Here is a 25,778-nt window from a genome sequence, read left to right as displayed (position 1 = left end):
TGTTGGTGACTCCCGAAATTGAGCTATCGGAAGCGTAGTTCCCTGCCCGGCATGGCGGAAGGCGCACCACTTTCACTTTATTCATGCGTCTGGCGCCATGTCACCACACGCCGTGCTACGGTCAATCCATGTCAAGACCCGATCTCAACCTGCTTGTTACCCTGGATGTGCTGCTTGCGGAAGGCAACGTGGCGCGCGCCGCCCAACGGTTGCGGCTGAGCCCTTCAGCGATGAGCCGGGCGTTGGCGCGTTTGCGGGAGACCACGGGCGATCCGCTGCTGGTCCGGGCCGGTCGCGGCCTCGTTCCCACACCTCGGGCGCTCGAACTCCGCGAGCGGGTCAGCCAGCTCGTGCAGGACACGGAAGCGGTTCTGCGCCCTGCCGAGCAGCCCAACCTCCAGCAGCTGGTCCGAACGTTCACACTGCGGACCAGCGAAGGCTTTGTGGAGAATTTCGGACCGGACCTGATTGCCCGCGTCGGCGAGCAAGCGCCTGGCGTTCGCCTTTGCTTTGTGCAGAAGTCAAACAAAGGGAGCGGCCCGCTTCGCGACGGCACGGTCGACCTGGAGACCGGCGTTGTCGGGAGCACGATAGGTCCGGAGGTGCGTGCGCAGGCGTTGTTCCGAGACCGTTTCATTGGCGTCGTGCGAATGGGGCACCCGCTGAGCCAGGGCGAGATCACGCCCGCGCGCTATGCGGCCGGCAGGCATATCCTCGTGTCCCGACGAGGGCAGGACAAGGGGCCCATCGATGAAGCCTTGAGTTCTCTCGACCTGCAACGGCAGATTGTTGCGATCGTTGGCGGCTTTTCAGCGGCGCTGGCCTTGGCCCGGGCCTCCGACCTGATCGCCAGTGTTCCCGAACGGCACACGGGGAACCTGCGTGCCGGAATGCACAGCTTCCCCCTCCCCGTCCCTGTGCCGGAGATCACGGTTTCACTCCTGTGGCACCCGAGGCTGCATGCCGATCCGGCGCACCGGTGGCTGCGCGGGTGCGTACGGGAGATCTGCGCGGAACAGCACAGCGATTCCTGGCCATGCGAAAAAGCGGCCGAGAGCCCGGCGTGAATTCGAGCGCGTGAAACCGATGGCTATCCGAAGTGCGGCAGCGTGACTACAGCGTGGCCACACGCGTGAAATGAACATGGCGCAGCACACCGTCCCCGGCTATGCTCGGTGCCTTTGCCGTTGCGCAGTCGGTGCCCGCCGGCTCTCCAACGGACCTTGCCTGTTCAGGACCTCCCATGCACATCGAACCCGGCGTCGTCAGCCCCGAGAAAATCGCCCTCAGTTACGTCACTGCCGCAGCGGCCTTCGGCCTGACCGCCGCCCTGGCACGGCAAAGCCTGCGCGACAACGGCGGCGCGCTCGCGCTGCTGGTGCGCAGTGTGATCACCACCGCGCTGGTGTTCAGCTTCTTCGAGGTGTTTCCGCATGAGCCGGTCGGCGTATCCGAGGTCCATCTGATTCTGGGCTCGACCTTGCTGCTGATGTTCGGCGCGGGTGCTGCGGCCATTGGCCTGGCGTGCGGCCTGCTGGTCCAGGGCCTGTTCTTTGCACCCTTCGACCTGCCGCAGTACGGCATGAACGTCACCACCTTGCTGGTGCCGCTGTATGCGGTGAGCCAGCTGGCGCGCCGGCTGATTCCGGCCGGCACGGCCTATGTGGACATCAGCTACCGGCAGGCCCTGGCCCTGTCCACCACCTACCAGGGCGGCATCGTGCTGTGGGTCGCCTTCTGGGCCATCTACGGCCATGGCGCCAGCCTGGCCACCATGACCGAGGTCGCAAGCTTTGGTGCCGCCTACATGTGCGTGGTGCTGGTGGAGCCCCTGGTGGACCTGGCCGTGCTGTGGCTGGCCAAGCGTCTGGCCACCTTCACGCAAGGGCCGCTTTTCAATACCCGCCTGCACGCAGCGGCGATCTGACAGCCGGCTTCCCGGTCACCGCACCCTTGGTGCTCCGCTGTGGCGGGCTGTTCACGACTCCAGCCGCATCCGCGCTGACCAGCGCCACGGCGGCTGCATCACGGAAATCAGGCCGAAAATCAGACAACGGGCTCCCGTTCACGGGCCGCCCGATCCGTGACTTCCACCCAACGGACTGCCGCGCAGCAAGGGCCTGAAGGCCCGCATCCTGCGACAATTCGGCCCGCGCGCTCCGCTCCATTTCAATGCGACGGCCCCGACCTGCGCCGCATTGCGCCTTGCCTGGCAGCTATTGCACGGGGCCTGCCTGCGCCGATATCTTCATCGTCCATGGTTCTCGATCCCTTCACCCTGCTCGTTCTCACCACGGCCATGGCCGCCGCCTCGGCGCTGTATCTGGCTGCGGAATGGGGCAGCGTGCGCGAACGCTCGCTGCTGCTGTGGAGCGGAGGGTTTGCCATCATCGCCGTGGGCTGTGTGCTGGCCCTGCTGCGCTCCAGCGGCCATGTGCTGCTGGGCATCTGGTTTCCCAACGGCTTGCTGATCTGCGCGCACTGGCTGTTCCTGGCCGGCGTTGCAGCGTTCACGCACACCCGGCTGCCGCGCCTGTGGTGGCTGGTGGCCGTCGTCTGGCTGGCAATGCTGTTCATGCCCAGCGGACCGTGGTGGTCCAGGGGAATGCTGGGCATCCAGTCGCTGCTGATCGCCGTCATCAGCCTGCGCGCCGGCCTGCTGCTGCGCCCGCACGGCGGCACGCTGGGCGTGGGCGCGGCGCAGCTGCGCTTCGTTCTGCTGGCCCACGGCCTGTTCTATTTCGCCAAGGCCGCCTCGGCCGTGGCGCTGGACACCTTCATCAACCTGGCCAATTTCCACGGCACGGTGATCCTGGTCTCGCTGGTGGAAGGCGTGATGGCGATCATGCTGCTCGCCATGTCCATGACCGGCACGGAGCGCCATCGCCGCGAGGAACGCATCGCGCAGATCGCCGCCCGCGACCCGCTCACCGCCCTGGACAACCGCCGCGCGCTCTATCTGCGCGCACCCCAGCTGCTGGAGCAGGCCTCAGCAGCCAGCCCCTGCGCCCTGCTGCTGATCGATATCGACCACTTCAAGCAGGTCAACGACCTGCACGGCCACGATGCCGGCGACCGCCTGCTGCTGACCCTGAGCGATCTCATCCGCAGCGCGCTGCCGCGCGGCGCACTGGCAGCCCGGCTGGGCGGGGACGAGTTCGTGATCGTGCTGCGCAGCGTCGACCACGCGGCAGCGCAGGCGCTGGGCCAGGACTTGCGCGAGGCCTTCGCGCAGCAGGCGCGCACCATGTTCGAGACGCCGGAACCGGTGTCGCTGAGCATCGGTGCCACCCTGTTCGACCAGCCCGGAGTGGAGCTGTCCCACTGGCTCAAGCAGGCCGACGAAGCCCTCTACACCTCCAAGCGCAAGGGACGGGACCGGATGGAACTGGTCCCGCTTGCGCCCGGGCGGCCGCACTGAGGGTGCCAAGGGTGCCGAGGGTGCCCTGGCCCTGGGCACGCCTCACGCCAGCTCTTCATCCGCCAGCGCCAGCGCTGCTTGTGCCAGCAGTTCGGCGGCATGCGCATCGCTGCCGGGGGAGAAGACCCGGTGGCGCTGCGGGTCCAGCGGCGGGCCCCGGTCCACTTCGCCGGCTTGCGAGGCGACCACGCTGCGCGTGCCCAGGGCAGCAGCCATCATGGAGACGGTGGTGTTGTTGCACACGGCCACGCTGGCCGATGCCAGCGCCGCGCCCAGCATCCAGATGTCGGTGCGGCCGCTCAGGTCCAGCGCGGGGTGGCGCATTTGCGCGGCCACCGATGCCACCAGGGTGCGCTCGTCCTCGCTGCCGGTGAGCACCACTTCCAGCCCCGCCTGTGCCAGCCGGTCGGCCACGGCCGCGAAGCCGCTGGCGGACCAGCGGCGCACAGCCAGCCGCGCGCCCGGGTGCACGATGGCGTAGCGGCGGCTTGCGGGCAGCAGCGGGCGGACGCGGGCGCGGTCATCGGCATTCAACGGCAGGTCCAGCTTGAGACCGCGGCGCGGCAGGCCCATGTAGTCGGTCAGGGCCAGCAGGCCCAGCACTTCGCTGCCCTGCCCGGGCCAGGGCACAAAGCGCAGCGCATCCGCCTCGGGCACCCAGTCATCGGGGTCCGCAAAGCCCGCGTTGCGGCGCGCGCCAAAGTTGGCGACCAGGGCATTGGTGTTGCGGCCCGAGTCGTGCAGCTGCACCACCAGGTCAAAGCGGCGCGAACGCATGCGGCGCTGGAAGAAGCTGTATTCATCGGCCTTGGCCGAGGGCACGCCGGGCAGACCGGGCCAGCCGGGAAACAGCTCGAAGTCATCGACCGAAGACAGCCTTTGCGCCAGGCCTTCGGCCTCGGGCAGCCCGACCAGGGTGATACGTGCCTTGGGCCAGGCCGCAGCCAATGCACGCAGAACGGGCGTGGCGCACAGCAGATCCCCGAAGCGGCGCGCGCGGAACACGCCGATTCTGCGCAGCTGCGGCAAGACGGCCGACCTGCGGTGGTCCGTGTATTTGCCGGGCCTGAATTTGCCGGGCCTGAGGGCGGGGGTTGAATCGGCCAGCCTCAGCAAGGGGTGATTCATGGAATTCATGGGCACTCTCCGCCTGTGGTTGCAGGCCAGGGATACGTAGCAATCGGCGTGCCCGCTGCGCGCCCGCCCCCTGCAAAAACCGGACGCCGGCTACCACGCCTGGCTGGGTTGCCCTGTCACACCCATGAAACATCGGCTGCAGACAATGCCGGACTTTGTCAATCAGAGCGCCCCGCGCAACACGAAGAATGCAAGTCTGGAAATTGGGAATGGTGGCCGGTGCCGCAGCGCTGGCCCTGGCGGGTTGTGGTGGCAGTGATGGCGATAGGGCAGATGGGGGAACGAACAGCCAGGCCGTGGCCTTCATGGCCGATGTGCACTTCCAGGACGTGTACGGCGACCTCAAGAACAGCAGCTTCAAGGGCGTGCCCACGGCCAATGGCATGTTCGCCACCATCCGCACCATGTATGCGCAGCTGACTTCCACGCGGCTGTTCAACGAGAACTACTTCGCCTTCCGCGCCGCGCTGGACGATTCGCTGGCCAAGGGCGTGAAGCTGGTGGCCTTTCCCGGCGACTTCTCCGACGACGGCCAGCCGCTGAACGTGAACGGCTTTCGCGCCGTGCTGGCCGAGTACGAGAAAAAGGGCATGCGCTTTTTCATCGCGCCCGGCAACCATGACCCTGTCGCCCCCTACGACGATGACGAAAAGGGCAAGGACGACTTCATGGCCGCCAACGGCAGCACGGTCAAGGTCTACGCCAAGAACTACCAGGGCTGCCTGAACGCCGAAGCCAACGTGGTCTGTACCGACCAGTTGATGGAGCAAGGCTATGCCTCGCTGCTGCGCGACCTGGCCCCCTACGGCCTGATGCCCAATGAGAAGGACGTGTACTGGGAGACGCCCTACAGCACCTACGCGCAGGACAAGTACAGCTATGCCGAGGCCGCCAGACAGGCCCAGCTGGGCCAGCGCAGCTACGAGATCTGCAAGGAAGGCGAAGGCGGCAGGTTCAAGCAGGCCGGCTACACCAATTGCACCAGCATTGCCGATGTGAGCTACCTGGTCGAGCCCGTCAAGGGCCTGTGGCTGCTGTCGGTGGACGCCAACGTCTTCGTGCCGGACAAGCTGGACCCCGCCAAGCCCAACTCGCCCAAGGGCTTCACCGGCGCCGGCAATGCAGGCTGGAACAAGATGACCACGCACAAGAAGAGCGTGATGGCGTGGATCGAATCGGTAAGCGCGCGCGCCAAGGCCCAGGGCAAGCAGCTGGTGGCCTTCTCGCACTACCCGACCATGGACTTCTACGCCAACCAGACCGATGCCATCAAGGCCGCCTTCAAGCCCGGCGCCTTCCAGACGGCGCGCGTGCCCGAGCAGGCCACGGCCGAGGCGGTGGCCGCCACGGGCCTGCCGCTGCACATCGGCGGCCACATGCACTTCAACGGCACCAACGACTACCTGAGCAAGAGCGGCAAGTACCTGGTGAACGTGCAGTCGCCGTCGCTGGCCGTCTACGGCGCGGCCTACAAGATCGTGCGCTTCGACACGCCGCGCAAGGTGGACGTGCAGACCGTGGCGCTGAACAACGTGCCGCGCTTCAACGAGCTCTTTCCGCTGTACGAGATGGAATGGAAGTACGTGGAAGGCAGCAGCAAGCCCGAGGACGCCAAGCGCCGCTGGGACAAGGCCATTCTGTCCAGCACCAGCTATGGCGACTTCACCAGCCGCTACTTCGGCGAGCTGTCGCGCCTGCGCTTCCTGGACGAGTACTGGGCCTGCGACATGAAGGACCTGGTCAGCCAGCTCAACCTGCAGCAGATGCTGACCATGGCCCAGCTGGACACCAAGGTCACCTACGCCCAGCTCGCCGGCCTGGCCGCGCAAGGCGTTGCCGTGCCGTTCAAGCCCAGCGCCGGCTGCCTGCAAGGCAGCCCCGTGGCCGGCAATGCCGCGCAGTGGGCATCCGACTGGAGCGTTGCCGAGAACGCCGCCCGCGCCAAGGCCCAGGCCGCGGGCGTGGACTTCAACGCGCTGGCCAATGTGTCGGCCTATACCTTCTACGGCGACTTCCACCGCACCGTCTACGCGGGCGGCCTGTCGCTGAATGACATGGGCAAGCAGCGCGTGGAGCAGTACCGTCTGCTGATGAGCGCCTTCCCTGCCCTGACCTCGGCACCCCAGAAAACAGGCGACAAGCTGGCCGACAGCACGCCCGTGGGCCAGCCCTTCCAGTACAGCTTCAAGCAGGTGTTCTCCATCCTCAAGGGCCTGGGCTCGGGCAAGCCCAGCGACCATTTCTCGGTGGACTTCGACGCCAGGACGCTGCGCGCGGAAGGCAGTGACAGCCTGAAGTTCTGACAAACAAGGCGCGGCCTGTACAGCGCTGATCTGTGCCAAGGGGGTGCCCTGCCCCCTCGTGCAGGTCAGCGCTTTCCTGCATTTGCGCAGGCATGACTACACGGCTTCCGATCTTTCCTACACCCGGATTTCACGGCGCGCCACACACTTGCTGCATTCCTCCCGCAACCCCTAAAGACCGGCGGCATCGGCCCCAGCCGCAACCCGCCGGATCAGGAGTTCTCTCCATGAAGCAGCTCATTCCCATGGCAGGGTCCCATCACCGTTCGTATGTCCCCATGCAGATGGGCCAGCCCATCAGCGACGGCAACTACACCCAGCAGCAGACCAAGGCCAACCAGCGACAGATAGGCCAGCCCTTGCCGCAAAAGCAGCAGCAATGAGGGCGATGCCGCGCCTGTGAGGCCGGCCACGTCAAATCCAGGCCTGGAGCACTCTCCTCCTCCTGCACAAGCCCCCGCAAGCCCTGCCCGCCAGCGCTTGTGGGGGCTTGTTGTCCTTGGGCCCCGCAGCCGCCCAGGCCCAGGGTGCAAGCAGTATGGTTACATATGCAACAACGGGTTGCGCACCTACGTGACCCCCCTCGCGCAACGCATACCATCGCCGCCCAACAACTCAGAAAGGGGGAGGGTATGCAAGAAAATTCTCTCGAATGTTTCCTTTATCACAGCCAGTTGGCCCCAGGGGCTGACACCACATGCATCGCGGCGATCATCAAGGCGGCGCGCACCTTCAACTGGTCGGCTGGGATCACGGGCATGCTGGTTTTCGACGGGGAACGCTTCTTCCAGTATGTCGAAGGGCCGCCAGAGCAACTGGCGCTGCTGGTGGAGTCCATCTAGCGCGACGAAAGACACATCAACTTCACGCCCCTGTTTCCGCAGGCACGCCTTGATCAAAGGCGTTTTGCCAAGTGGTCCATGGCCTATGTGATTGTGGAAGACACGGAGCCGCTGGGCACCATCTCCGAGCTTCAAGGCCCAGGCGCACTGGAAAAACTGCAGGAGCTTTTACCGCTGCTGGACGCCCAGTAATCCCTTTGACCCCAAAGGCGCGGCAGTTTTATAGTATGGGTTCACTGAGGCAGGAAATCGATGCTTACCCGTTGGACTACCGAATCCGAGAAAGAGCAACTGCTCGGACTGCAGACCGCTGAAATCCTGGACCTGAATGCCAGAAAAGAATTCCAGCGCATCACCGAGCTCACCAGCCGCATGTTCATGGCTCCAATTGCCATCATCACGGTTCTGGACGAGCACAGGCAATGGTTCAAGGCACCGGTGGGTGTGGATATGGATGGCAGCCTGCGCACGGATGCCTTCTGTGACCACACCATCAGAAACGAAGGAATCATGGTGATTCCCGATACGCACCTGGACAGCAGATTTTCAGAAAATCCCCTGGTCACCCACAAGCCCAATATCAGGTTCTATGCAGGTGTGCCTTTGATAATGGAATCCGGCCACGCCATCGGCAGCCTGTGCATCATCGATACCCAGCCCAGGACATTCTCCGAAGAGCAAGGCCAGCAACTGCAAGCCATGGCCGCCATCGTTCAGGCTCAACTTCACTACCATCACAGAATTGGAAAAATAAACGAAGTCACGGGCCTGCCAAATCGCACGCAACTCAAGCTGGACCTGAAGAGCCTTTGCATTCTGGCCCCGGGATCGGCACGCGGTCTGGTATTGATGGAGGTGCTCAACCACGCCAGCCTGCTGGAAATGAGCAATGCGCTGGGCTTGAACTATGTCGAGCAGCTCATGCGCGACATTGCCAAGGCAGTCACGGACATGACGGGGCCGCACGCAACCGTCTACCACGTGGGCCTGGCCAGGTTTGCCTGGGTGATCAGCGCCGGCAGGCAAGAAGATGAAGAGGCATTGGTCAACCAATTGCTGGAGTACCTGCAAACACCCATCACCAGCGCCGATCTGCGGTTTGAACTTCAACCCAGGGCAGGCGTGGTGCGGTTCTACCTGAACCAGGACGAGGTGGACGATGTCATTCGCAAGGCGATGGTGTGCGTGCAGCAGGCCGGATACAACGCACGATCATTTCACCGCTATGAGGAGACCGAGGACAGTCTCCAGCAAAGGTCCTATCGGCTCCTGCGGGACTTCGGACATGCGCTGGGCAATGGGCAGCTGCGGCTGGTGTACCAGCCCAAATTCGACAACCACAGTTTCAGCTGCAAGGGACTGGAGGCGCTCATACGCTGGAAGCATCCACAAATGGGAGAAATCCCGCCCAGCGAATTCATCCCCCTGGTTGAAGCCACGCCGTTGATCCACAGCCTGACACGGTTCGTGATCAAAACGGCGCTGGCGCAGGTGGCGGCCTGGAAAGCCGAGAAACTCGATCTTCAGGTCTCCATCAACATCTCCCCGCGCAATCTGGATGAGGTCGACTTTCCGGACTACCTGAACGCCATGTGCAACCAGCACGGCGTTCCGCTGAAAAACATCGTGATCGAGTGCACAGAAAGCGATGTGCTGACAGGCCAGGGCACGGTTCAGGCGCTTCAACACATCAGGAAACTCGGCATCAAGGTTGCACTGGATGATTTTGGCGCCGCATATTCCAATCTTGCATCGCTCAAGAATCTGCCTGCCGAGATATTGAAGATAGACCGGTCCATGGTCTGCGACATCGATACCAATGACCGGGCCCTGTCCGTATTGAAATCCATCATGACCATGGCCTCGGATCTTGGCTACCGCCTGGTGGCAGAGGGCGTTGACAGCGCCGAAGTCTTTGATTTACTGGTTTCCCTGGGTTTCGATGAAATACAGGGCTACTATTTCAGCAGGCCCATTGAAGTGTCGGAAATCAAGAAATTCGTTGGAGAGCGCAATCGGTACGCCAACGGAAAATAGCGGCAGCCACGAAGATACGAATCATTTCCAGAGAGCCGCATGCCGATGGGGGCATAGGCCCCGATCACGCCCTGCGCTCCTAGAATCACGCATCCCTTGGGGAGTAGCCTGCTTGCAACCTGCAAGCGCCTGCGTCAACACACTCGGCATCCTGCATGCTGTGGCGCAGGCATCCGTTCTTCGGTTGGCGAGACCATCGGCATTTCACCGCGACACAGGTCACAAGGTCGGGCAGCGGTGAAGTGCCGTTGTGCGCTTGCCCGGCCGTGAAGAACCCCTCCCAGATGAACGCCGCATCCATCCTGCTCCTGGCCTTTGCCATGTCCACCGACGCCTTTGCCGCTGCCGTGGGCAAGGGCTCCGCCCTGCTCAGACCCCGCTGGTCCGAAGCCCTGCGCACCGGCGCCATCTTCGGCGTCATCGAAGCCCTGACGCCGCTGGCCGGCTGGGCGCTGGGCTATGCGGCTTCCGACTATGTCAAGGCATGGGACCACTGGATTGCCTTCGTGCTGCTGCTGGTGCTGGGCGGCCGCATGCTGCTGGGCGCCCTCAAGACTGCTGACGGCGAAGAAGAGGCCAAGCCCGCCCGGCACGGCTTCTGGCTGCTGGTGGCCACCGGATTCGCCACCAGCATCGACGCCATGGCCGTGGGCGTGGGCCTGGCCTTCCTGGATGTGAGCATTACCACCGTGGCCCTGGCCATCGGCTTTGCCACCTTTGCCATGGTGACCCTGGGCGTCATGGTCGGCCGCCTGCTGGGCAGCATTGCGGGCCGCTGGGCGGAGGCTGTTGGCGGTGTGCTGCTCATCGGCATCGGCTCGGTGATTCTGTATGAGCATCTGAGCGCCATCTGATTGGGGCCGGCACCCCGCCAGCGCACGGTTGCGGGAGCTTGTAGGCAAGCTCCTCGCCGCGCCGCTCGATTGGCTGACAGGCCTTTGCTTGCTTTTCCGATCTCCGTGCGCTTGGGCAGCGCTCCTAATGAGGGCTTCAAATTTTGTTTTCCAGGAGTTCTCTATGACAGGTCACAAGACGCTGAAGATGGGTTTGATCGCTGCCGCACTGATCGCAGGTGCAGCCTCCACCAGCTGGGCCCAGCCCGTGGCGGGCACCACCACGCTGGGCGTGGCGGCCACTGAAGTCCAGGCCGTGGCCACGGGCTGGAGCCTGAAGAAGTCCGTGCTGGGCAAGAGCGTCTACAACGAGGAAGGCAAGTCCGTGGGCAAGATCGACGATGTGATCGTCGCACCCGACAAGGCCGTGTCGTACGCCATCATCGGCGCAGGCGGCTTCCTGGGCATGGGCAAGCACGACGTGGCCATTCCCGTGAACCAGTTCCGCGTGGAAAACAACAAGATCACCCTGCCCGGCGCCACCAAGGACGCGCTGAAGGCGCTGCCCAAGTTCGAATACGCGAAGAAGTAAGCCAGGCGCGCCCTCTCGCCTCATTCACAAGCCCTGCACTGCAGGGCTTTTTCGTGGGCGCGTGGCTGGCAGCCAGGCAAGCGTCCAGGGTGGCCGTGGAAGGCAATATGATCGCGGCGGATCAGATTCATACAAAAAATCCACGAGCAAATGAAAATACTCTTCGCCGCGTCATTGGGAATATCGTTGGTCATTCAGGCATCGCCCTGCTTTGCGGACAACAGCAATGGGAAGCAGCTCTACTCATCGAGATGCGCCATGTGCCACGGGGCAGATGCCAAGGGCACGGGCCCGCTGGCCAACAAGAGCAACCCTCCCACGCCAGACCTGACGACCGCCGCCTTCAGAAAAAGGCTGCATGATTATCCGGGCGTGATTGTCTCGTCCGTCATTCTTCGCCCGAATGGAGATTTGATTCCCCGGACCTTGCGGGAAAACGGCGTGAAAGTACCGCCCCATGCCTGGACGGTGAAGGATTTTCGTGACCTGAATGAGTATTTCAGTGGCCTGATCACGAAGAAATAAATTCAAATTGCGATTTCCTGCCTGTGCACATGCTCGCGCACTGCATCGACCAGGATGCGCGCAAGGCGGTCCACGGGCTCAGGGGCATCCAGCGCGGCGCGGCCCAGGATCAGGTCCATGGACGGCAGGGCCGGCAGGCCAAGGGCCTGCGCATCCAGCGGCCTGACGTGGGCGGGCAGGCCGAACGGCGTGCGCACGGACAGGCCCAGGCCGGCCGCCGTGGCGGCCCAGACGGCGGTCAGGCTGGCGCTGTTGAAGGCGTGCCGCCAGGCCAGGCCCTTTTTGTCCAGGGCGGCCGTCACGATGTCCCGCAGGGGGCAAGGCGCCTCAAGCATGGCCAGGGGCAGCGCCTCATCGCCCTGCGCCCCGCCGTTGAGGCCGCGCGCCCAGCCGGCCTCGGCCGCATCCAGCGATGCCGGGCCAATCCACTGAAGCGGCAGCCGCATGATGTGCTCGCCATGCACGCAGGCATGGCTCATGCCCACATCCCAGAGCAGCGCCAGGTCGAACTGGCCCAGGGCCATGCGTTCGCGCAGTTCATCGCTGCGGGCCACGCTGGCCTCGATGCGCACTTGCGGGTGGGCACGTGCGAACTGCCCCAGCACATGGGGCAGCACGCTTTCGCCCAGGTCTTCCTGCAGGCCCAGGCGCACCAGGCCGCGCAGCTCGCTGCCGCGCACGGCCGCCACGGCGCGGTCGTTGAGCTCCAGCAGGCGCAGCGCGTAGCCGCGCAAGGTTTCCCCCGCCTCCGTCAGCACCAGTCCCCGGCCGGACTTGCGCAGCAAGGGCGTGCCGCATTGGAACTCCAGCTTCTTGAGCTGGGCACTGACGGCGGATGTGGAGCGGCCCAGCCGGTCCGCCGCCCGGGCAAAGCTGCCCAGTTCGACGCCGGTGCAAAAGGTTCGCAGCACATCCAGGTCATAGAGAACGCGTGTCATTGCCAAGCCCCCAATCGTGCTGAAAAAATGGATTGTAGATACGAAATTATGTGATTTTCAGGATGGTCGAGGCCCAACATACTGCCGCCCATGACCTCCTCTTCTCCTGCACCCGGCGCCGATCCGGGCTCCCTGCCCTTGCCCTCCCCGCCCCGCCACCGATGGAAGGTGCTGGCGGCAGGCGTCATCGCCAATGCCGCGTTTTCCGTGGCTTTCAGCGGGATTCCCATGACGGCCATCCTCATGCGTTCGGGCTACCAGCTGGACACCCGGACGCTGGGCCTGGCGCTGGGGCTGATGGGCCTGGGCATTGCGCTCAGTGAATTGCCCTGGGGATTGCTGACGGACCGCTGGGGTGACCGGCCGGTGCTGCTGCTCGGCCTGTGCGGCACGGCCGTGGCCCTGGCGGCCATGGCGCTATGGGCTTCGCCATCGCCGGCCCATATCCCGCCGTTTGGCTTGCTGGCTGGGGGCCTGGTGCTGGTGGGACTGCTGGGCGGCAGCGTGAACGGTGCCAGCGGCCGGGCAGTCATGGGCTGGTTTGCCGAAGGCGAGCGCGGCCTGGCCATGAGCATCCGCCAGACCGCCGTGCCGCTGGGTGGCGCCATCGGCGCGCCCTTGCTGACCGGCCTGGCCACGCATGCAGGCTTTGCCGCTGTCTATGGCGTGCTGGCTGCGCTGTGCCTTGGGGCTGCCGCATTCGCCGCGCTGTGGATTCAGGAGCCGCCGCAGTCACCGCTTCGAAGCAAGGCCGCCGCGCCGCACCACGCCGCAACCACCACATCCGGCCCATTGCGCGATCTGCAGGCCTGGCGCATGGCCGCCGGCATCGGCATCCTGTGCGCCCCGCAGTTCGCCGTGCTGTCCTTCGGTACGGTGTTCCTGCATGACTATGCCCAGTTGGGGCTGGGCGCGGCAGCGGCCGTCATGTCGGTCGTGCAACTGGCTTCCATGGCCTTGCGGATCTGGAGCGGCCGCTGGACCGACAGGCACCGGAACAGGCCCGCCTTTCTGCGCGCCTGCTGCCAGCTCACCCTGGCGCTGTTCGCGGGCCTTGCGGTCCTGAGCTGGGCCGGCCACCCGGCCGGGTCTGCTGCGATGGGTGTGGCTCTCATGGTGATGCTGGGCATCTGCGGCATCTGCGTGTCCGCCTGGCATGGCGTGGCCTACACGCAGCTGGCCGGGCTGGCCGGCGCAGCCCGCGCGGGCACGGCGCTGGGCATGGCCAATACCTCCGTGTTCGCGGTCTGCTTTCTGGTGCCCCTGGCCATACCGCATCTGCTGTCGGCCCAGGGCTGGGGGCTGGTCTGGGCCTGTGCGGCGGCCTGCGCGGGCTGGGCCATGCAGCTGTTTGCACGGGCCGGTGCCATTCGCAACGCCAAGGCCGCGAAGACCCCCCAATTGCACGAGAATGTTGGCTGTCTTCCCCCACCGACCTCCCCCCGATCATGACCATCGCCCACTGGCTTGTTTTCTGCGGCGTCTCGCTGTTGATGTGCTTCACCCCCGGCCCCGCCGTGTTGCTGGCCATCTCCAACTCGGTGGACGTGGGCGCAAGGCGAACGGCACTGAGCTCGCTGGGCAGCTCGGTCGGCATCTTTGTGGTGTCCGGGCTGGCGATGATCGGCATGGGGACCATCCTCGCCATGTCGGCCCATGCATTTTTGGCCATGAAGGTGGCGGGCGCCATGTACCTGATCTGGCTGGGCGTCAAGCGCTGGCGCAGCAAGGACGGCTTGCTGGGCAGCGATGCGGGCCTGGCCCCCACCCAGCGGCGCGAGCGCAAGAACTGGCAACTGGTGGCCCAGGGCATGGGCGTGTCGCTGACCAATCCCAAGGCCATCCTGTTCTTCTCGGCGCTGTTTCCCCAGTTTGTCGTCCCGGGCGAGCCGCTGCTCACGCAGTACCTGGTGCTGACCACCACCTTCGCGGTCTGCGCCCTGATCTCGCACGCCTGCTACGTGCTGCTCATCTCCCTGATCAAGGGCCACCTGGTGGCACACGCCAAGCTGTTCAACCGCATCGTGGGCGGCACCTTCATCGCGCTGGGTGTGGGACTGCTCAGGACACGGCACAAGCTGGGCTGAGTGCGTGCGCAGCCCTTGCTCGCACGGGCTGGCCCGCTACTACTACTCACCCTCTTCGAACAAAACAGCGGCGTAGTCCATTGCGCCGTGCAGGATGTGAAGAATGATGGTCCGCTCTTCTTGCTCGGCCACGCGGTAGAAGATCAGATAGTTGCCATGCACGCGCCGACGAATGCCGTGGCCTTCATACCGGGGTACCAGCGGAAAAGCGAATGGCCTGCGTGCCAGGGCTTCGCACTTGTCACGCAACTCCTGCACGAATGACAGTGCGCGGCGCGGATTGTCCTGAGCTATGTAGTCAGCGATGTGCTCCAGGTCGCATTCCGCATTGCCCGTGAATTCAACAATCATGCGGACTGGTTGTTCTTTTCGGCCTGTTCGGCCTGTTCGGCCATTGCGCGGTATTTGGCTTCCAGTCTGTCGAACACAGCGCCAGCTGGCTTTGTGCGCCCCGCGTCCGCGTCAGCCAATCCGCGCCTGATGGACGCGTCGAGCGCAGTCAGCCTGGTTTCCCTGTCCTGCACCAGCCGAACCCCCTCACGCAACACTTCGCTCTTGGATCCATACCGCCCGGTGTCGACAAGCTGCTGGACATAGCCTTCGAGTTGCTTGCCCAAATCTGCAGAAATCATGCTGCGCCCTCCTCGTGGGATTTGAAACTGCAACAAAGCCTAGCGCATTTATCAACAGTTATCAAATCAATACATTGCTGCCGACGTGCCATACCAGCCCTGAAACGCTGCGTATGCAAGAGGATGAGGCGAATGCAAGCCCGCCCCCAGCGCCCGCCACGCCCGCAACGCCCGCCACACCCACGAAGGGCGGGCGGCGCGGCCGCAGATGCCAGGGTCAGGTCGCCCGCGCATCCCTCACCACGAAATGCTCCACATGCGGTGCCTGCGCAAAGTATGGGCCGATGATGGCGCGCCACTGCGCGAAGGCGGGTGACTCGCGAAAGCCCACGGTGTGGTCTTCCAGGGTCTCCCAGTTCACCTGCAGCACGTAGCGGCCGGGCGTTTCCATGCAGGCAAGAATGCTGTGCCCACGGTATCCACCGGCCTTGGACAGCACCTCGGCCACGGCCTGGGTCAGGGCCTGGCCGAATTCCTCGTGCCTGGCGGGATCGACCCTCAGTTCGGCAATTTCAACAATCACGGTTATCTCCTGGAGAGGCGGCTCGATGTCGGCGCGGGAGGCGGCCGGGGGCATCGCTCCTGGTTGAGAGACTGGATGCGCGCAGGGGCTGCGCGCATCCGGAGACTTGGAATATTGCAGAACTTGAGGATTCCTGCCCAGGGGATGCGCGCCCCGGGCAGGCGCCTTACTGTCCGGCCTGCTCGGGGATCAGCAGCAGCTTGCCCACGCTCTGGCCCGATTCCATGCGCCGGTGCGCCTGCGCGGCCTCGGCCAGCGGGTAGGTGCTGTCGATCACCGGGCGGATGGTGCCGGCCGCCAGCGCGGGCAGCCAGCGCTGGGCGAAGCGCTGGACCATGGCCTGCTTGACTTCGGGCGGGCGCGACTTCATCACCGTCCCGAAGATCCGCAGGTGCTTGTACAGCAGCACATCCATGGGCACGGCCGCCGCCAGCGCGCCGCCCAGCAGGCCCACGCAGACCATGCGCCCGCCCATGCCCAGCGAGCGCATATTGCGCTCCAGGTAGGGGGCGCCAATGAAATCGACCACCACATCCACGCCCTTGCCGCCCGTCCTGTCGGCCACCACGGCCTGGAAGTCTTCGCTGCGGTAGTCGATGAACACGTCGGCGCCAAGGCCCGTGACGGCGTCCCGCTTGTCGCCGCTGGCCGTGGCAAACACGCGCGCGCCGGCCGCATGCGCCAGTTGCACGGCCGCCGAGCCCACGCCGCTGCCCGCCGCGTGGATCAGCACCGATTCGCCGGGCTGCAGGCTGGCCAGGTGGAACAGCGCCTCATGCGCTGTGACGAAGACTTCGGCCACCGCGCCGGCGTCGGTCAGCGACAGGCTCTCGGGCACATGCATGGCCATGCGGTGGTCGATGCGCGACAGCTCGGCATAGGCGCCGCCGCCCACGATGCCCATGACGCGGTCGCCCACGGCAAAGCCCTGCACCTGCGCGCCCACCTCCACCACGGTGCCGGCGATCTCCAGGCCCATGAGGTCGGATTCGCCAAAGTGGGCGCGGCCATAGGCGCCCTTGCGGTGGGATACATCGGCACGGTTCACGCCAATCGCGGCGTTGCGCACCAGAAGGTCATGGGGCCGGACTTCGGGCCGGGCCACGTCGCGGGCCACGAGCACTTCGGGGCCGCCGAAGTCGTCGAAAACAATGGCTTGCATGCTTGTGCTGTCTTTCATTGCGCAATGAGTATTCAAAAAAGGGTTGAAGGTCCGATACCCAAAGCTTACGACTGCTCCAAGCCGCTCAAACGCAGCGATTTCGCTCTACAGTGCTGCAAATCTGCATCACCGAAAACGCCATGAACTGGGATGACACCCGCATCTTCCTCGCGCTGACGCGCACGCCCTCCCTGCGCGCCGCCGCGCGCAGCCTGGGCGTGGACCAGGCCACCGTGGGCCGCCGCCTGAACGCGCTGGAGGCCGAGCTGGGCAGCAAGCTGTTTTTGCGCGCCAGGGATGGCTACCTGCTCACCGCCGCTGGCGAGGCCGCGCTGGGCGCCGCGCGGCGCATGGAAGGCGCGGCGCTGGACCTGCGCACGCGCATCGAGGGGCTGGACGACAGCCCGGCCGGCCTGGTGCGCGTGACCAGCACCGACTCGATCGCCACCGAATTCCTGCTGCCCGCCATAGAGCGCCTGCAGCAGCGCTGGCCCGGCATCCGCGTCGATCTGGAGGTATCCACGCACATGCTGAACCTGGGCCGCCGCCAGGCCGATATCGCGTTTCGCAACGTTCGCCCCGAGGCACCCGAGCTGGTGGTGCGCCGCGTGGTCGCCTGGCCCGTGGGACTGTTTGCGAGCGCAGCCTATGTGGCGCGCTTTGGCCAGCCGTCGGCAGAGGACGAATTGCGCGGCCACCACCTCGTGGTCTATGGCCCCTTTCTGGAACAGCGGCCCGTTCCCACCATGGTCGATGTGCCCGCGCGCCAGGCCCGGATTGCCATGGCCGCCAACTCCAGCCTGCTGGTGCGCAAGGCCGTGGCGGCCGGCATCGGCCTGGGCGAAATGCCCGTGAGCATGGGCGAGCGCGAAGGCCTGCTGCGCATCTGGCCCCAGCGCCAGCGCTCGGACGACTACGAGGTCTGGCAGGTCATGCACCCCGACCTGCAGCGCACGACCCGGGTGCGCGTCACGGCCGAGTTCCTGGCCCAGGCGCTGGGCCAGACGATCAGCCCTGCTCCAGCAGCACCCGGATGAGGAGGTGCGGCTGCAGCGGCTTTTCCAGATAGTGGTCAAAGCCCGCCTGCAGCGCCTGGGTGCGGTCTTGCTCCCGGGCGAAGGCGCTGAGCGCCACGATCTTCACCTGTCTTGTTCCGCCAAAGTGCGCGGCCTCCGCTTCGCGCAGGGCCTTGACCAGCTGGAACCCGTCCTTTCCCGGCAGCCCTATGTCGCTGACGATGAGGCTGGGCCACTGCGCCTGGACCAGGGCCATGGCCTGGTCGAAGTTCTCGGCACTCCTGACGGTGGCGCCCTGGTCGGTCAGCACCACTTTCAGCATTTCGCTGGTGTCCGCATTGTCTTCAACGATGACGATGTCCTTGCCTTCCAGGGATTCGCCATTTTCAAGATGCGCATTCATCGGGTCGGCCTGGGAGGCGCTTGCCTCATGCAGCGGAATCTCCACCCGCATGGTGACGCCAAGGCCCACGCCTTCGCTGTGGGCACGCACGGTGCCCCCATGCAGCTCCACCAGGTGCTTGACGATGGACAGCCCCAATCCCAGGCCGGAATGCCCACGGGTGGCGGGGGCCGAGGCCTGCGAGAAGCGCTCGAAGACATGGGGAAGAAATTCAGGCGCGATGCCCACGCCCTCGTCCGCCACGCTCATCACCAGGCTTTCGTCACTGATTTCAAGGCCCACCTTCACCACGCTGCGCGCATTGGAGAACTTGATGGCGTTGGAGACCAGGTTCCACAGGATTTGCTGGAATCGCGTGACATCGATCCACGCCATGATGTCATCGGACGGCGCCTCGAACTGCAGGGTAATGTTCTTGTCGGCGGCGTTGTCGCGCAACGGCTCCAGGCTTTGCACGGCCAATGAGCAGACATTGACCTCCTCGCGGTGCAGATTGAGTTTTCCCGTCGTCAGGCGCGAGATATCCAGAATGTCCGCAATGATGCGGCTTTGTGCCTTCACGCCTTTCTCGATGGCGTCTATGCCCTTCTTGAGCATGGCCTCGCTGAGGTTGGCGCGCTTGAGCAAATGCGTGCCCCCGTTGAGCAGGGACAGCGGGGTGCGCAGTTCATGCGAGAGCACAGCGACAAAATCATCCTTGGTGCGGCTGATGCGCTCTGCGGCCACGCGCGCCGCCTGCTCCTGCTCCAGCATCTGCTGGCGCTGCCTCTCGAACTCCAGCGACTCCGTCAGGTCCTGGGCCACAGCCAGGCGGATGCCGGGCTCGATGGGATCGGAGAACTTCCAGGAGATCAGGCGCTCCTGCCCGTCTGCCGGGAGGATGGGGAACTCGCCGCGCCAGGACTTTTCGGGGTCTTCGGTCAATTGCTGCGCAGCTTTTTCCCGAACGGCCTGCGGAACAAAGCCGATCAGCGGCTTGCCCGCCAGGTCGTCAATGCCGCGCTGCAGCAGTGCCTGCGCCTGGGAGTTGGCATCGCTGATCAGACCGTCGGCGCTGACCAGCATCATGGCCGCCGGCGCCTGGTCATAGATGGCGCGAAAGCGTGACTCGCTGCGGCGCAGCCCGTCTTCCGCCAGGCGTGCGCGGATCAGGGCATGCAGCGTGGCGATCAGCAGCTGCGGCTCCACGGGGTGCACCATGTAGGCGTCGGCCCCGGCGTTGAGGCCCGCCACCTGGTGGTTGCTTTGCACATACTCGGCCGACAGGTGCACCACGGGAATCAGGCTGGTATGCCGCGCACCGCGGATGGTGCGGCATACGTCAAAGCCCGAGATATCGGGCAAGTGCACATCCAGCACCACGGCTGCCACGCCGGTCTCCGACAGGGCAATGGCCTTTTCCCCGGTTTCCGCCTCGACCGTCTGGAATCCCGCCGCCCTGATGACCCGTGCCGTGGAGTAGCGCGTGGCAGGGTTGTCGTCAACGACAAGAATGGTGTGCAGGCTTCGGTCGAATGAGGGAAGAATCATTCCAGTCGTGTTCTTGGGCATGATGTTCCTGTTGTTTTTGATGGGATGAAGACCGGCTTGGCCGTATCAGGCCTTCAGATCCTTGGTATCGACCGGAAGATGCGCGGGAACGATCACGGAAAAGGTCGAGCCTTCGCCCAGGGCGCTTTGCACCTCCACCCAGCCCCCCAGAAGCTGTGCCAGCTGCTTGGACAGGGCCAGGCCCAGGCCCGTGCCCCGCAGGCGCTTCTGGATGGGTGAATCGACCTGGGTGAAGTCATTGAAAATCGCGTCGTGGAATTCCGAGGCGATGCCTATGCCGGTATCCGCCACCGAGAATTTCACCAGCATGTCCCCCACCAGTTCTGCCGACACCTTGATCTCACCCTGCGGCGTGAATTTCAGTGCATTGGAGATGAAGTTTCTGAGGATCTGCGAGAGCTTGCGGTTGTCGGTGTAGAAGCGCGGCAGATCACCGGGCTCTTCGAACACCAGGCTCAACTCCACGTTGTCCGCCATGGCCTTGAACATGCCGCGCAAGGCGGCAAACAAATCCATCATCTCGAACCAGCCCGGCGAGATTTCCAGGCGGCCCGCCTCGATCTTGGCCAGGTCGAGCAGGTCGTTGACCATCTCGGAAAACTCGGCGGCGGTTTCCTGGATGAAGCCGACCTGCCGGGTCTGCTCGGTGGTGAGCGGTCCATCCACATGGTCCAGCAGCAGGCGCGCATTGCTGCGGATGGCGCCTATGGGCGTGCGGAACTCATGGCTCATGTAGGAGAGGAAATGGCTCTTGAGTTCGGTGGCCTTGCGCAGCTTCTCGGCCTGCACATCCAGCTCGCCGTAGAGCGCGACCACGCCGCGATTGGTCTCGTCCAGCTCCTCGCGCAAGGACCTGACCTCGGCGCGGCACAGTTCCAGTTCAGCTTTGAGATCGTCTTCGTTCATTGCCCTTCCTCGGCCTTGAGGACGACCACGGTGGCGTCATCCCTGCTGCGGGTGTTGTGCCAGAGAAGGCAGGCGGCCAGCAGGCCGGGATCCCTGCCCAGCAGGCCCGCATAGTCCTCATGCTTCCAGCGGGCAGACACGCCGTCGGAGTGCAGCACCAGAACGCCATGGTCAAGGCTGGAGCAGTCGGCCACCCTGGGCCGCGAGATCTGTACACCTGCCGTGCCGTGCTGGCTGCTCAGGGAAAGGCTGGCCACGCCATTGAAAAGCCTGCCACTGATGTTTCCCGCACCGCAGCTGTGCACGGCCTGTGCGCCGAAGCGCACCGCCAACAGGGCCGCCCCGCGCGTGCCGCGCAGCGCTGCATGGGCCTGGGCCACGAACTCGTCCAGCGGCATGGCGGCATCGGCACCGCCGTTCCGGTTCTCGTTCACGTTCCCGTTCTGCGATGCAAAGACATCGACCGCCGCACGTGCCGCCTCACCCGCCAGCGGCCCATGGCCCAGGCCATCGACCACCAGCACCTCGGCCAGCCCCGCGCCCGACCTGACCGCCCAGGCGTCGCCGCTGATGGTCTCGGGCGCCACGGCCAGGCAAACGGCGCCCATGCGCAGCGACAGTGCCGACGGCGCCCTGCGGCCTTCGCGCAGCCGCGCCAGGCTCACCGTGCCGGTGGCTTCGGAGACGACAAAGAAGTCGTCGGCCACCCTGGAGATGGCCCCCAGGCCCGTGCCCGGCGAGCCCGAGCCGGTGCTCACCCCGTCCTGCATGGCGGTGGCAATGTCCTCGATGCCCGGGCCGCGGTCGACACAGATGATTTCGATGTCATGCAGGAGCGGCCGCGCGGCTATCCAGATTTCAGCATCCCGGGCATGCCGCACCAGGTTGGTGGCCAGCTCGGTCGCCACCAGCGCAGAACGGCCCATGTCCTCGTCGCCCCAGCCCATGTCGGAGGCCAGTGCAACCACATGGCGCCTGACCTCACCCACACGGCTCGCATCGCCTATTGGAAATGAACGATGGGTCCAGCCCCGGATTACTTCCACTTGGTGATACTCACTCGTGTGCCCTGGCCCAGCTCGGTTTCTATCTTGAAATCATTCACCAGCCGCTTGCTTCCCGGCAGGCCCAGGCCCATTCCCGTGCCGGTGGTGAAGCCATCGGTCATGGCCATTTTCAGATCCTTGATTCCGGGCCCTGTGTCTTCAAAAATCAATTGCAAGGCCTGTTTTCCATTGACGTCGATGATGGCCCAGTTCATGTGGCCACCTTTTCCATGAATCAGCGTATTGCGGGACAGCTCGCTTGCAGCGGTAATCATCTTTGTCTGATCGACCAGCGAGAACTTCAGCATCTGGCAAAGCGAGCGCACCGTTTGGCGCGTGGCGACAATCTGCTGCTCGTTTTGTAACGGCATTTGGCCGCTGCGATCATGTTCCAAGGGTGGCTCCCGACTGCTGAGCCCGCAAAAGGGCCATTCCCCTCTCGACGGTCATCGCCGTCCTGACCCCGCCAAGGGACAGGCCCAACTCCACCAGGGTGATTGCAACGGCAGGCTGCATGCCCACCACGACGGTGGCAGCAGACAGGATGCGGGCAATGCCCGAGATGGTCACCAGCATGCGCCCGACGAAGGAGTCCACCACCTCCAGCGCCGAGATATCGATCATGACGCCGCTGGCGCCCGTGCTCGCGATGCGCTCGGCCAGGTCGTCCTGGAGCGCCAGCGCCGTCTGGTCCTGCATGTCGATCTGGATGGAAACCAGCAACACATCGCCCATGCGCAGGATTGGAATGCGGTCCATGGATGGCTCACTCCTGTGTCTGGCGGGTGATGCGCCAGCCGGTCTTGCCCATGGCCAGCTTGAGCGCCTCGGCCAGCGTGGCCTTGGTGGTGATGTCGCGCATGTCGATGCCCAGGTGCACGATGGTCTGGGCAATCTGGGGCCGGATGCCGCTGATGATGCATTCCGCGCCCATCAGGCGAATGGCCGTCACGGTGCGCAGCAGGTGCTGGGCCACCAGCGTGTCCACCGTGGGCACGCCGGTGATGTCGATGATGGCCAGCTCCGACTCGGTCGACACCAGGCTTTGCAGCAAGGACTCCATCACCACCTGGGTGCGGTTGCTGTCCAGCGTGCCGATCAGCGGAATGGCCAACACCCCCTCCCACAGCTTGACGACGGGGGTGGACAGCTCCAGCAATTCTTCCTGCTGGCGGATGATGATCTCCTCGCGTGCCTGCTGGAAGCTGCTGACCGTGTGCTGGGCCATGTTGTCCACCAGCACGGTGGCCTTCCAGATTTCCTGGATGGCCGCTGCAGGATCGCCCGACAGCCCGCGCTGGATGTGCTCGAACAGCGGCTTTTTCAGCGACAGGATGAACTGGCTGGTCTCACCGGCACGCTGGCCCTGGGCGGCGCGGGTGCGGGACAGCTCGGCCAGCAGGCGCCGCGCGGGATTCCAGCCCTCGTCCGAAAATCTTTGCGGATCGGCGCCGGAGGCGAAGGCGCCCACAATGGCGTTGATAATCCCGCGCGCTTCTTTTTCAGCATTCTTTCCAAGCGTGGAATCACCCACGCTGGCCTGGGCCATCCAATCATGGATCAAGGCATCAATATCATTTTGGAGTGTTTGCTGGATAATTCCGGTCATAGATATTTGCTGGATTTCAAATAAATTATTCGTTGAGGCTGCCAGGGAACTGCATTGGTGAAAATACAGCTGGCGTGCCAACCATGTTTTCTGCAGATTATTTACTGGCACCCTCGCCACGAGAGACACATTTTGTAATATCAAATGGCATCTTCCTGTAAGGGTTTTTCGACAGATGCATGTCCGCCAAGCCGCCACCTGGTCAGCAAGCCCCAGGTCAGCAAGCTCCCGGTACGCAGCCACGGGGGACGTGGGCACGCCGGCTCCGCCCTTCCTGGAGGGCGGAACCGGCACCGGAAGCAGCCCGCAACCCGTGTGCTCACAGGTTTTTTCATCCGTCAAACTGCGCAATGCATGCCCTTGGAAAATTCCAAGGGCATTTCACACCTGCGCGCGGCAAGGCCATACACTGCCCAGCCTTTATGAAATACGCCATGCCTGATATTGACCATGCAAACCACGCCTTCCACAAAAACCATCGTCAATCAGATTTTTGATGAGGACCGTTTGTCGGAGCTATTGAAACAAGAAGCCTCTGATGGCCTTGGTTTCGAGCAATGCGAATTCGATGGATTGAATCTCTATCAACTCGATTTGCAGGGCGCGCAATTTGTGGAGTGCAGTTTTGCCGACACCTGCTTTGAAAGCTGCCAACTGGCCGGCACCCGCTGGCTGCATTGCAAGGCGGGACGCGCCGATTTTCGGCTGGCCAACCTGACGGATGCCCTGTTTTGCCAGAGCGACCTGAACAACACCAACTGGGAATTGGCCAAGCTGGCCTCAGCACGCTTTCTTGAAGTCAAGCTGACCGGCGCCAGGTTTGGCGGTGCGCAAACCCTGGGCATTGATTTTCATGAGTCCCTGCTGATTGGTGCCGATCTGCGCGGCATGTCCTTCCGCAAGAAAACGCTGGAAGGCCTGAACTTCAGCGATGCCGACCTGGCCGGCTGCGACTTCCGCGATGCCGTTTTCCACAAGGCAAGCCTGCGCGATGCCCATCTCAAGAATGCCCGGTTCGATGGCGCGGACCTGCGCTCCGCGGACTTGCGCGGCTTGACGATTGCCTCGCTCAGCCAGCATTTCAAGGGCAGCCTGATCTCGCATGAGCAGGCTGCCGAGCTGGTGGGCGGGCTGGGCGTGCGCGTGATGTGAAGTCGAGGCGGGCGCGCCGCCACCGCCATCCGCACTCAGTAAACGATGTCGTGCTCGTACAGCAACCTGGAGATGTCTTTGGGCACAAAGCCTGTCAGCAGCGAGTTCTCGTCGAGCAGATTGATGAACTCCCCCGCCGTGCAGGACTTGGAGTGGTCAATGATGAAGTCCAGAAACTCCTCGCTGACGCGGTCACCGTCCTGCTCGAAGGACCAGCTGTGCTCCTCGCCGCCCGATTGGAAACGCAGCGTGACGGTGTCGCCCTCCATGCCGGATTCGATGCCCTCATAGCCGATGGCGCCACCGCAAGCCTTGGCGAAGCGCTTGAGCAGGGCCACGTAGTCTTCGTCGGCCTCGTTGTCTTCGCCAATGCCGCCATCGAACAATTTGACCTGGGCGGCCTTGGTGTGCTGGCGCAGTGCCGCCATCAAGGCGTACTCGTCCTCGATGGAGGCGATGTCGAAATCCGCAGGCACGATGCCGTGCGTCTTCATGGCGGAGGCAATCACGGCGACAGGGTTCTGGCTCTGGGTCATGGTGGTGTCTGAAAGGGTTGCGGGATCGGAGACGGTGCCGATGATAGGCACAGCCTGTGCCTGCGCACTGGACATCTTGTCCGGTGGCGTCCGGCTTGCGCCTTCAGTCTGTGGAAGCGGGCCTGCGCCTGTCCTTGCGCAGCATGTCCAGATAGAGCGCTTCCACCTTCTCGCGCGCCCAGGGCGTCTTGCGCAGGAATTTGAGGCTGGAGCTGACGCTGGGGTCCAGCGTGAAGCAGCGCACCGGAACCTGCCGTGCCAGGGCGGGCCAGCCATAGCGGGCCTCCAGGGCACGGACGATGGCTTCGAGCGTGACGCCGTGCAGCGGATTGCGGGGCTGGGCGGCGGGGGGCGGAGTTTCTTGCATGGGGTGATTCTCCCTTGTGATGGACCGCGAGCCTGGCAGTGCGGTGCACGCGCTGGTGCCGAAGTTGGCAGCGGCAGGACAGGTCCCGCAGAAACGGGGCCGCGCCGGCACTGTGCGAGCGCGGAAAAATTTGTAAACACATGAAACCAAAGAAGAAGTT

General features: G+C 64.3%; 28 protein-coding genes and 1 riboswitch. Of the genes, 14 read left to right on the top strand and 14 right to left on the bottom strand.

The annotated features are described in order from the left end of the window. The first annotated feature begins 128 nt into the window (after positions 1-128). The 3 genes from DELCS14_RS12185 to DELCS14_RS12175 all read left to right on the top strand — a co-directional run bounded on the left by DELCS14_RS12185 (position 129) and on the right by DELCS14_RS12175 (position 3,421). Entirely contained in the window at positions 129-1,067 is a 939-nt protein-coding gene (locus tag DELCS14_RS12185) for a LysR family transcriptional regulator (protein WP_013801874.1), read from the top strand. Between the two features lie 176 nt (positions 1,068-1,243). Continuing rightward, on the top strand, positions 1,244-1,927 hold the full coding sequence (locus DELCS14_RS12180) for an energy-coupling factor ABC transporter permease (protein ID WP_013801873.1): 684 nt from the start codon (positions 1,244-1,246) through the stop codon (positions 1,925-1,927). Between the two features lie 330 nt (positions 1,928-2,257). After that, positions 2,258-3,421 (top strand): GGDEF domain-containing protein, encoded by a 1,164-nt coding sequence (locus tag DELCS14_RS12175; RefSeq protein ID WP_013801872.1) that lies wholly within the window; start codon positions 2,258-2,260, stop codon positions 3,419-3,421. A 42-nt stretch (positions 3,422-3,463) separates the two neighbouring features. On the opposite strand, the gene DELCS14_RS12170 is transcribed toward DELCS14_RS12175, so the two are convergent. Continuing rightward, positions 3,464-4,558: a glycosyltransferase family 9 protein gene (locus DELCS14_RS12170; protein WP_013801871.1), complete on the bottom strand. Its 1,095-nt coding sequence runs from the start codon at positions 4,556-4,558 to the stop codon at positions 3,464-3,466. A 188-nt stretch (positions 4,559-4,746) separates the two neighbouring features. Between DELCS14_RS12170 and DELCS14_RS12165 the strand changes: the two genes are divergently transcribed. From DELCS14_RS12165 to DELCS14_RS12140, 7 genes are all read left to right on the top strand, one after another. Further along, entirely contained in the window at positions 4,747-6,861 is a 2,115-nt protein-coding gene (locus DELCS14_RS12165) for a metallophosphoesterase (protein WP_043796030.1), read from the top strand. A gap of 227 nt (positions 6,862-7,088) precedes the next feature. After that, positions 7,089-7,244: a hypothetical protein gene (locus DELCS14_RS30970; protein WP_012206197.1), complete on the top strand. Its 156-nt coding sequence runs from the start codon at positions 7,089-7,091 to the stop codon at positions 7,242-7,244. Between the two features lie 249 nt (positions 7,245-7,493). Next, on the top strand, positions 7,494-7,703 hold the full coding sequence (locus DELCS14_RS31185; protein WP_228676879.1) for a BLUF domain-containing protein: 210 nt from the start codon (positions 7,494-7,496) through the stop codon (positions 7,701-7,703). A gap of 252 nt (positions 7,704-7,955) precedes the next feature. Beyond that, positions 7,956-9,740 (top strand): sensor domain-containing phosphodiesterase, encoded by a 1,785-nt coding sequence (locus DELCS14_RS12155; protein WP_013801869.1) that lies wholly within the window; start codon positions 7,956-7,958, stop codon positions 9,738-9,740. Positions 9,741-9,826: 86 nt separating this feature from the next. After that, positions 9,827-10,010, top strand: a riboswitch (yybP-ykoY riboswitch). Positions 10,011-10,024: 14 nt separating this feature from the next. Beyond that, positions 10,025-10,594, top strand: a complete 570-nt coding sequence (mntP, locus tag DELCS14_RS12150; RefSeq protein ID WP_043796026.1) for a manganese efflux pump MntP — start codon at positions 10,025-10,027, stop codon at positions 10,592-10,594. Positions 10,595-10,757: 163 nt separating this feature from the next. Further along, complete coding sequence (locus tag DELCS14_RS12145; RefSeq protein WP_012206201.1) at positions 10,758-11,165, top strand: PRC-barrel domain-containing protein; 408 nt, start codon at positions 10,758-10,760, stop codon at positions 11,163-11,165. Between the two features lie 150 nt (positions 11,166-11,315). Continuing rightward, positions 11,316-11,690, top strand: a complete 375-nt coding sequence (locus tag DELCS14_RS12140) for a cytochrome c (RefSeq protein ID WP_013801867.1) — start codon at positions 11,316-11,318, stop codon at positions 11,688-11,690. A gap of 2 nt (positions 11,691-11,692) precedes the next feature. Here the strand turns inward: DELCS14_RS12140 and DELCS14_RS12135 are convergent, their stop codons facing one another. After that, entirely contained in the window at positions 11,693-12,628 is a 936-nt protein-coding gene (locus tag DELCS14_RS12135) for a LysR substrate-binding domain-containing protein (protein ID WP_013801866.1), read from the bottom strand. Between the two features lie 90 nt (positions 12,629-12,718). Between DELCS14_RS12135 and DELCS14_RS12130 the strand changes: the two genes are divergently transcribed. Then, positions 12,719-14,080 (top strand): MFS transporter, encoded by a 1,362-nt coding sequence (locus DELCS14_RS12130; RefSeq protein WP_013801865.1) that lies wholly within the window; start codon positions 12,719-12,721, stop codon positions 14,078-14,080. Further along, entirely contained in the window at positions 14,077-14,715 is a 639-nt protein-coding gene (locus DELCS14_RS12125) for a LysE family translocator (RefSeq protein ID WP_013801864.1), read from the top strand. Before DELCS14_RS12130 ends, DELCS14_RS12125 begins: the two co-directional genes overlap by 4 nt. 42 nt (positions 14,716-14,757) lie before the next feature. Here DELCS14_RS12125 and DELCS14_RS12120 read toward each other — a convergent pair whose 3' ends face one another. The 4 genes from DELCS14_RS12120 to DELCS14_RS12105 form a co-directional block, all read right to left on the bottom strand. Further along, positions 14,758-15,066 (bottom strand): type II toxin-antitoxin system RelE/ParE family toxin, encoded by a 309-nt coding sequence (locus DELCS14_RS12120; protein ID WP_013801863.1) that lies wholly within the window; start codon positions 15,064-15,066, stop codon positions 14,758-14,760. Beyond that, a complete protein-coding gene (locus tag DELCS14_RS12115; protein WP_013801862.1) occupies positions 15,063-15,347 on the bottom strand; it encodes a type II toxin-antitoxin system ParD family antitoxin in 285 nt (94 codons plus the stop codon). Before DELCS14_RS12115 ends, DELCS14_RS12120 begins: the two co-directional genes overlap by 4 nt. A gap of 217 nt (positions 15,348-15,564) precedes the next feature. Next, complete coding sequence (locus tag DELCS14_RS12110) at positions 15,565-15,870, bottom strand: antibiotic biosynthesis monooxygenase (RefSeq protein WP_043796709.1); 306 nt, start codon at positions 15,868-15,870, stop codon at positions 15,565-15,567. Positions 15,871-16,036: 166 nt separating this feature from the next. Beyond that, complete coding sequence (locus DELCS14_RS12105) at positions 16,037-17,032, bottom strand: NAD(P)H-quinone oxidoreductase (protein ID WP_013801860.1); 996 nt, start codon at positions 17,030-17,032, stop codon at positions 16,037-16,039. A 140-nt stretch (positions 17,033-17,172) separates the two neighbouring features. Between DELCS14_RS12105 and DELCS14_RS12100 the strand changes: the two genes are divergently transcribed. Beyond that, positions 17,173-18,069: a LysR family transcriptional regulator gene (locus tag DELCS14_RS12100; RefSeq protein ID WP_013801859.1), complete on the top strand. Its 897-nt coding sequence runs from the start codon at positions 17,173-17,175 to the stop codon at positions 18,067-18,069. Here the strand turns inward: DELCS14_RS12100 and DELCS14_RS12095 are convergent. From DELCS14_RS12095 to DELCS14_RS12070, 6 genes are read right to left on the bottom strand one after another with little or no spacing between them, the layout of a single operon-like run. Further along, positions 18,041-20,002, bottom strand: coding sequence for a response regulator (locus DELCS14_RS12095; protein WP_013801858.1), 1,962 nt, complete (start codon positions 20,000-20,002; stop codon positions 18,041-18,043). The genes DELCS14_RS12100 and DELCS14_RS12095 overlap by 29 nt on opposite strands. A gap of 45 nt (positions 20,003-20,047) precedes the next feature. Then, on the bottom strand, positions 20,048-20,908 hold the full coding sequence (locus DELCS14_RS12090) for an ATP-binding protein (RefSeq protein WP_013801857.1): 861 nt from the start codon (positions 20,906-20,908) through the stop codon (positions 20,048-20,050). After that, positions 20,905-21,897, bottom strand: coding sequence for an ATP-binding protein (locus DELCS14_RS12085; protein WP_228676878.1), 993 nt, complete (start codon positions 21,895-21,897; stop codon positions 20,905-20,907). The genes DELCS14_RS12090 and DELCS14_RS12085 overlap by 4 nt, the downstream gene beginning before the upstream one ends. Before the next feature lie 47 nt (positions 21,898-21,944). Next, a complete protein-coding gene (locus DELCS14_RS12080; RefSeq protein WP_013801855.1) occupies positions 21,945-22,349 on the bottom strand; it encodes an anti-sigma regulatory factor in 405 nt (134 codons plus the stop codon). Continuing rightward, positions 22,339-22,713 carry an STAS domain-containing protein gene (locus DELCS14_RS12075; RefSeq protein ID WP_012206213.1) on the bottom strand — a complete coding sequence of 125 codons (375 nt, stop codon included), beginning with the start codon at positions 22,711-22,713 and terminating at the stop codon, positions 22,339-22,341. The genes DELCS14_RS12080 and DELCS14_RS12075 overlap by 11 nt, the downstream gene beginning before the upstream one ends. A gap of 7 nt (positions 22,714-22,720) precedes the next feature. Beyond that, complete coding sequence (locus DELCS14_RS12070; protein ID WP_013801854.1) at positions 22,721-23,563, bottom strand: STAS domain-containing protein; 843 nt, start codon at positions 23,561-23,563, stop codon at positions 22,721-22,723. A 450-nt stretch (positions 23,564-24,013) separates the two neighbouring features. Here DELCS14_RS12070 and DELCS14_RS12065 point away from each other — a divergent pair, with 450 nt between their 5' ends. Next, a complete protein-coding gene (locus DELCS14_RS12065) occupies positions 24,014-24,715 on the top strand; it encodes a pentapeptide repeat-containing protein (RefSeq protein ID WP_013801853.1) in 702 nt (233 codons plus the stop codon). Positions 24,716-24,750: 35 nt separating this feature from the next. Here DELCS14_RS12065 and DELCS14_RS12060 read toward each other — a convergent pair whose 3' ends face one another. Next, on the bottom strand, positions 24,751-25,251 hold the full coding sequence (locus tag DELCS14_RS12060; protein ID WP_157158261.1) for a hypothetical protein: 501 nt from the start codon (positions 25,249-25,251) through the stop codon (positions 24,751-24,753). 103 nt (positions 25,252-25,354) lie between these two features. Then, positions 25,355-25,618 carry a VF530 family protein gene (locus DELCS14_RS12055; RefSeq protein ID WP_013801851.1) on the bottom strand — a complete coding sequence of 88 codons (264 nt, stop codon included), beginning with the start codon at positions 25,616-25,618 and terminating at the stop codon, positions 25,355-25,357. Positions 25,619-25,778: the final 160 nt, after the last annotated feature.

The organism is Delftia sp. Cs1-4, from assembly GCF_000214395.1.
Lineage (GTDB): Bacteria > Pseudomonadota > Gammaproteobacteria > Burkholderiales > Burkholderiaceae_C > Comamonas > Comamonas acidovorans.
Note: the sequence above shows the minus strand (reverse complement) of the source record. Positions and strands in the feature narration are given on the sequence as shown.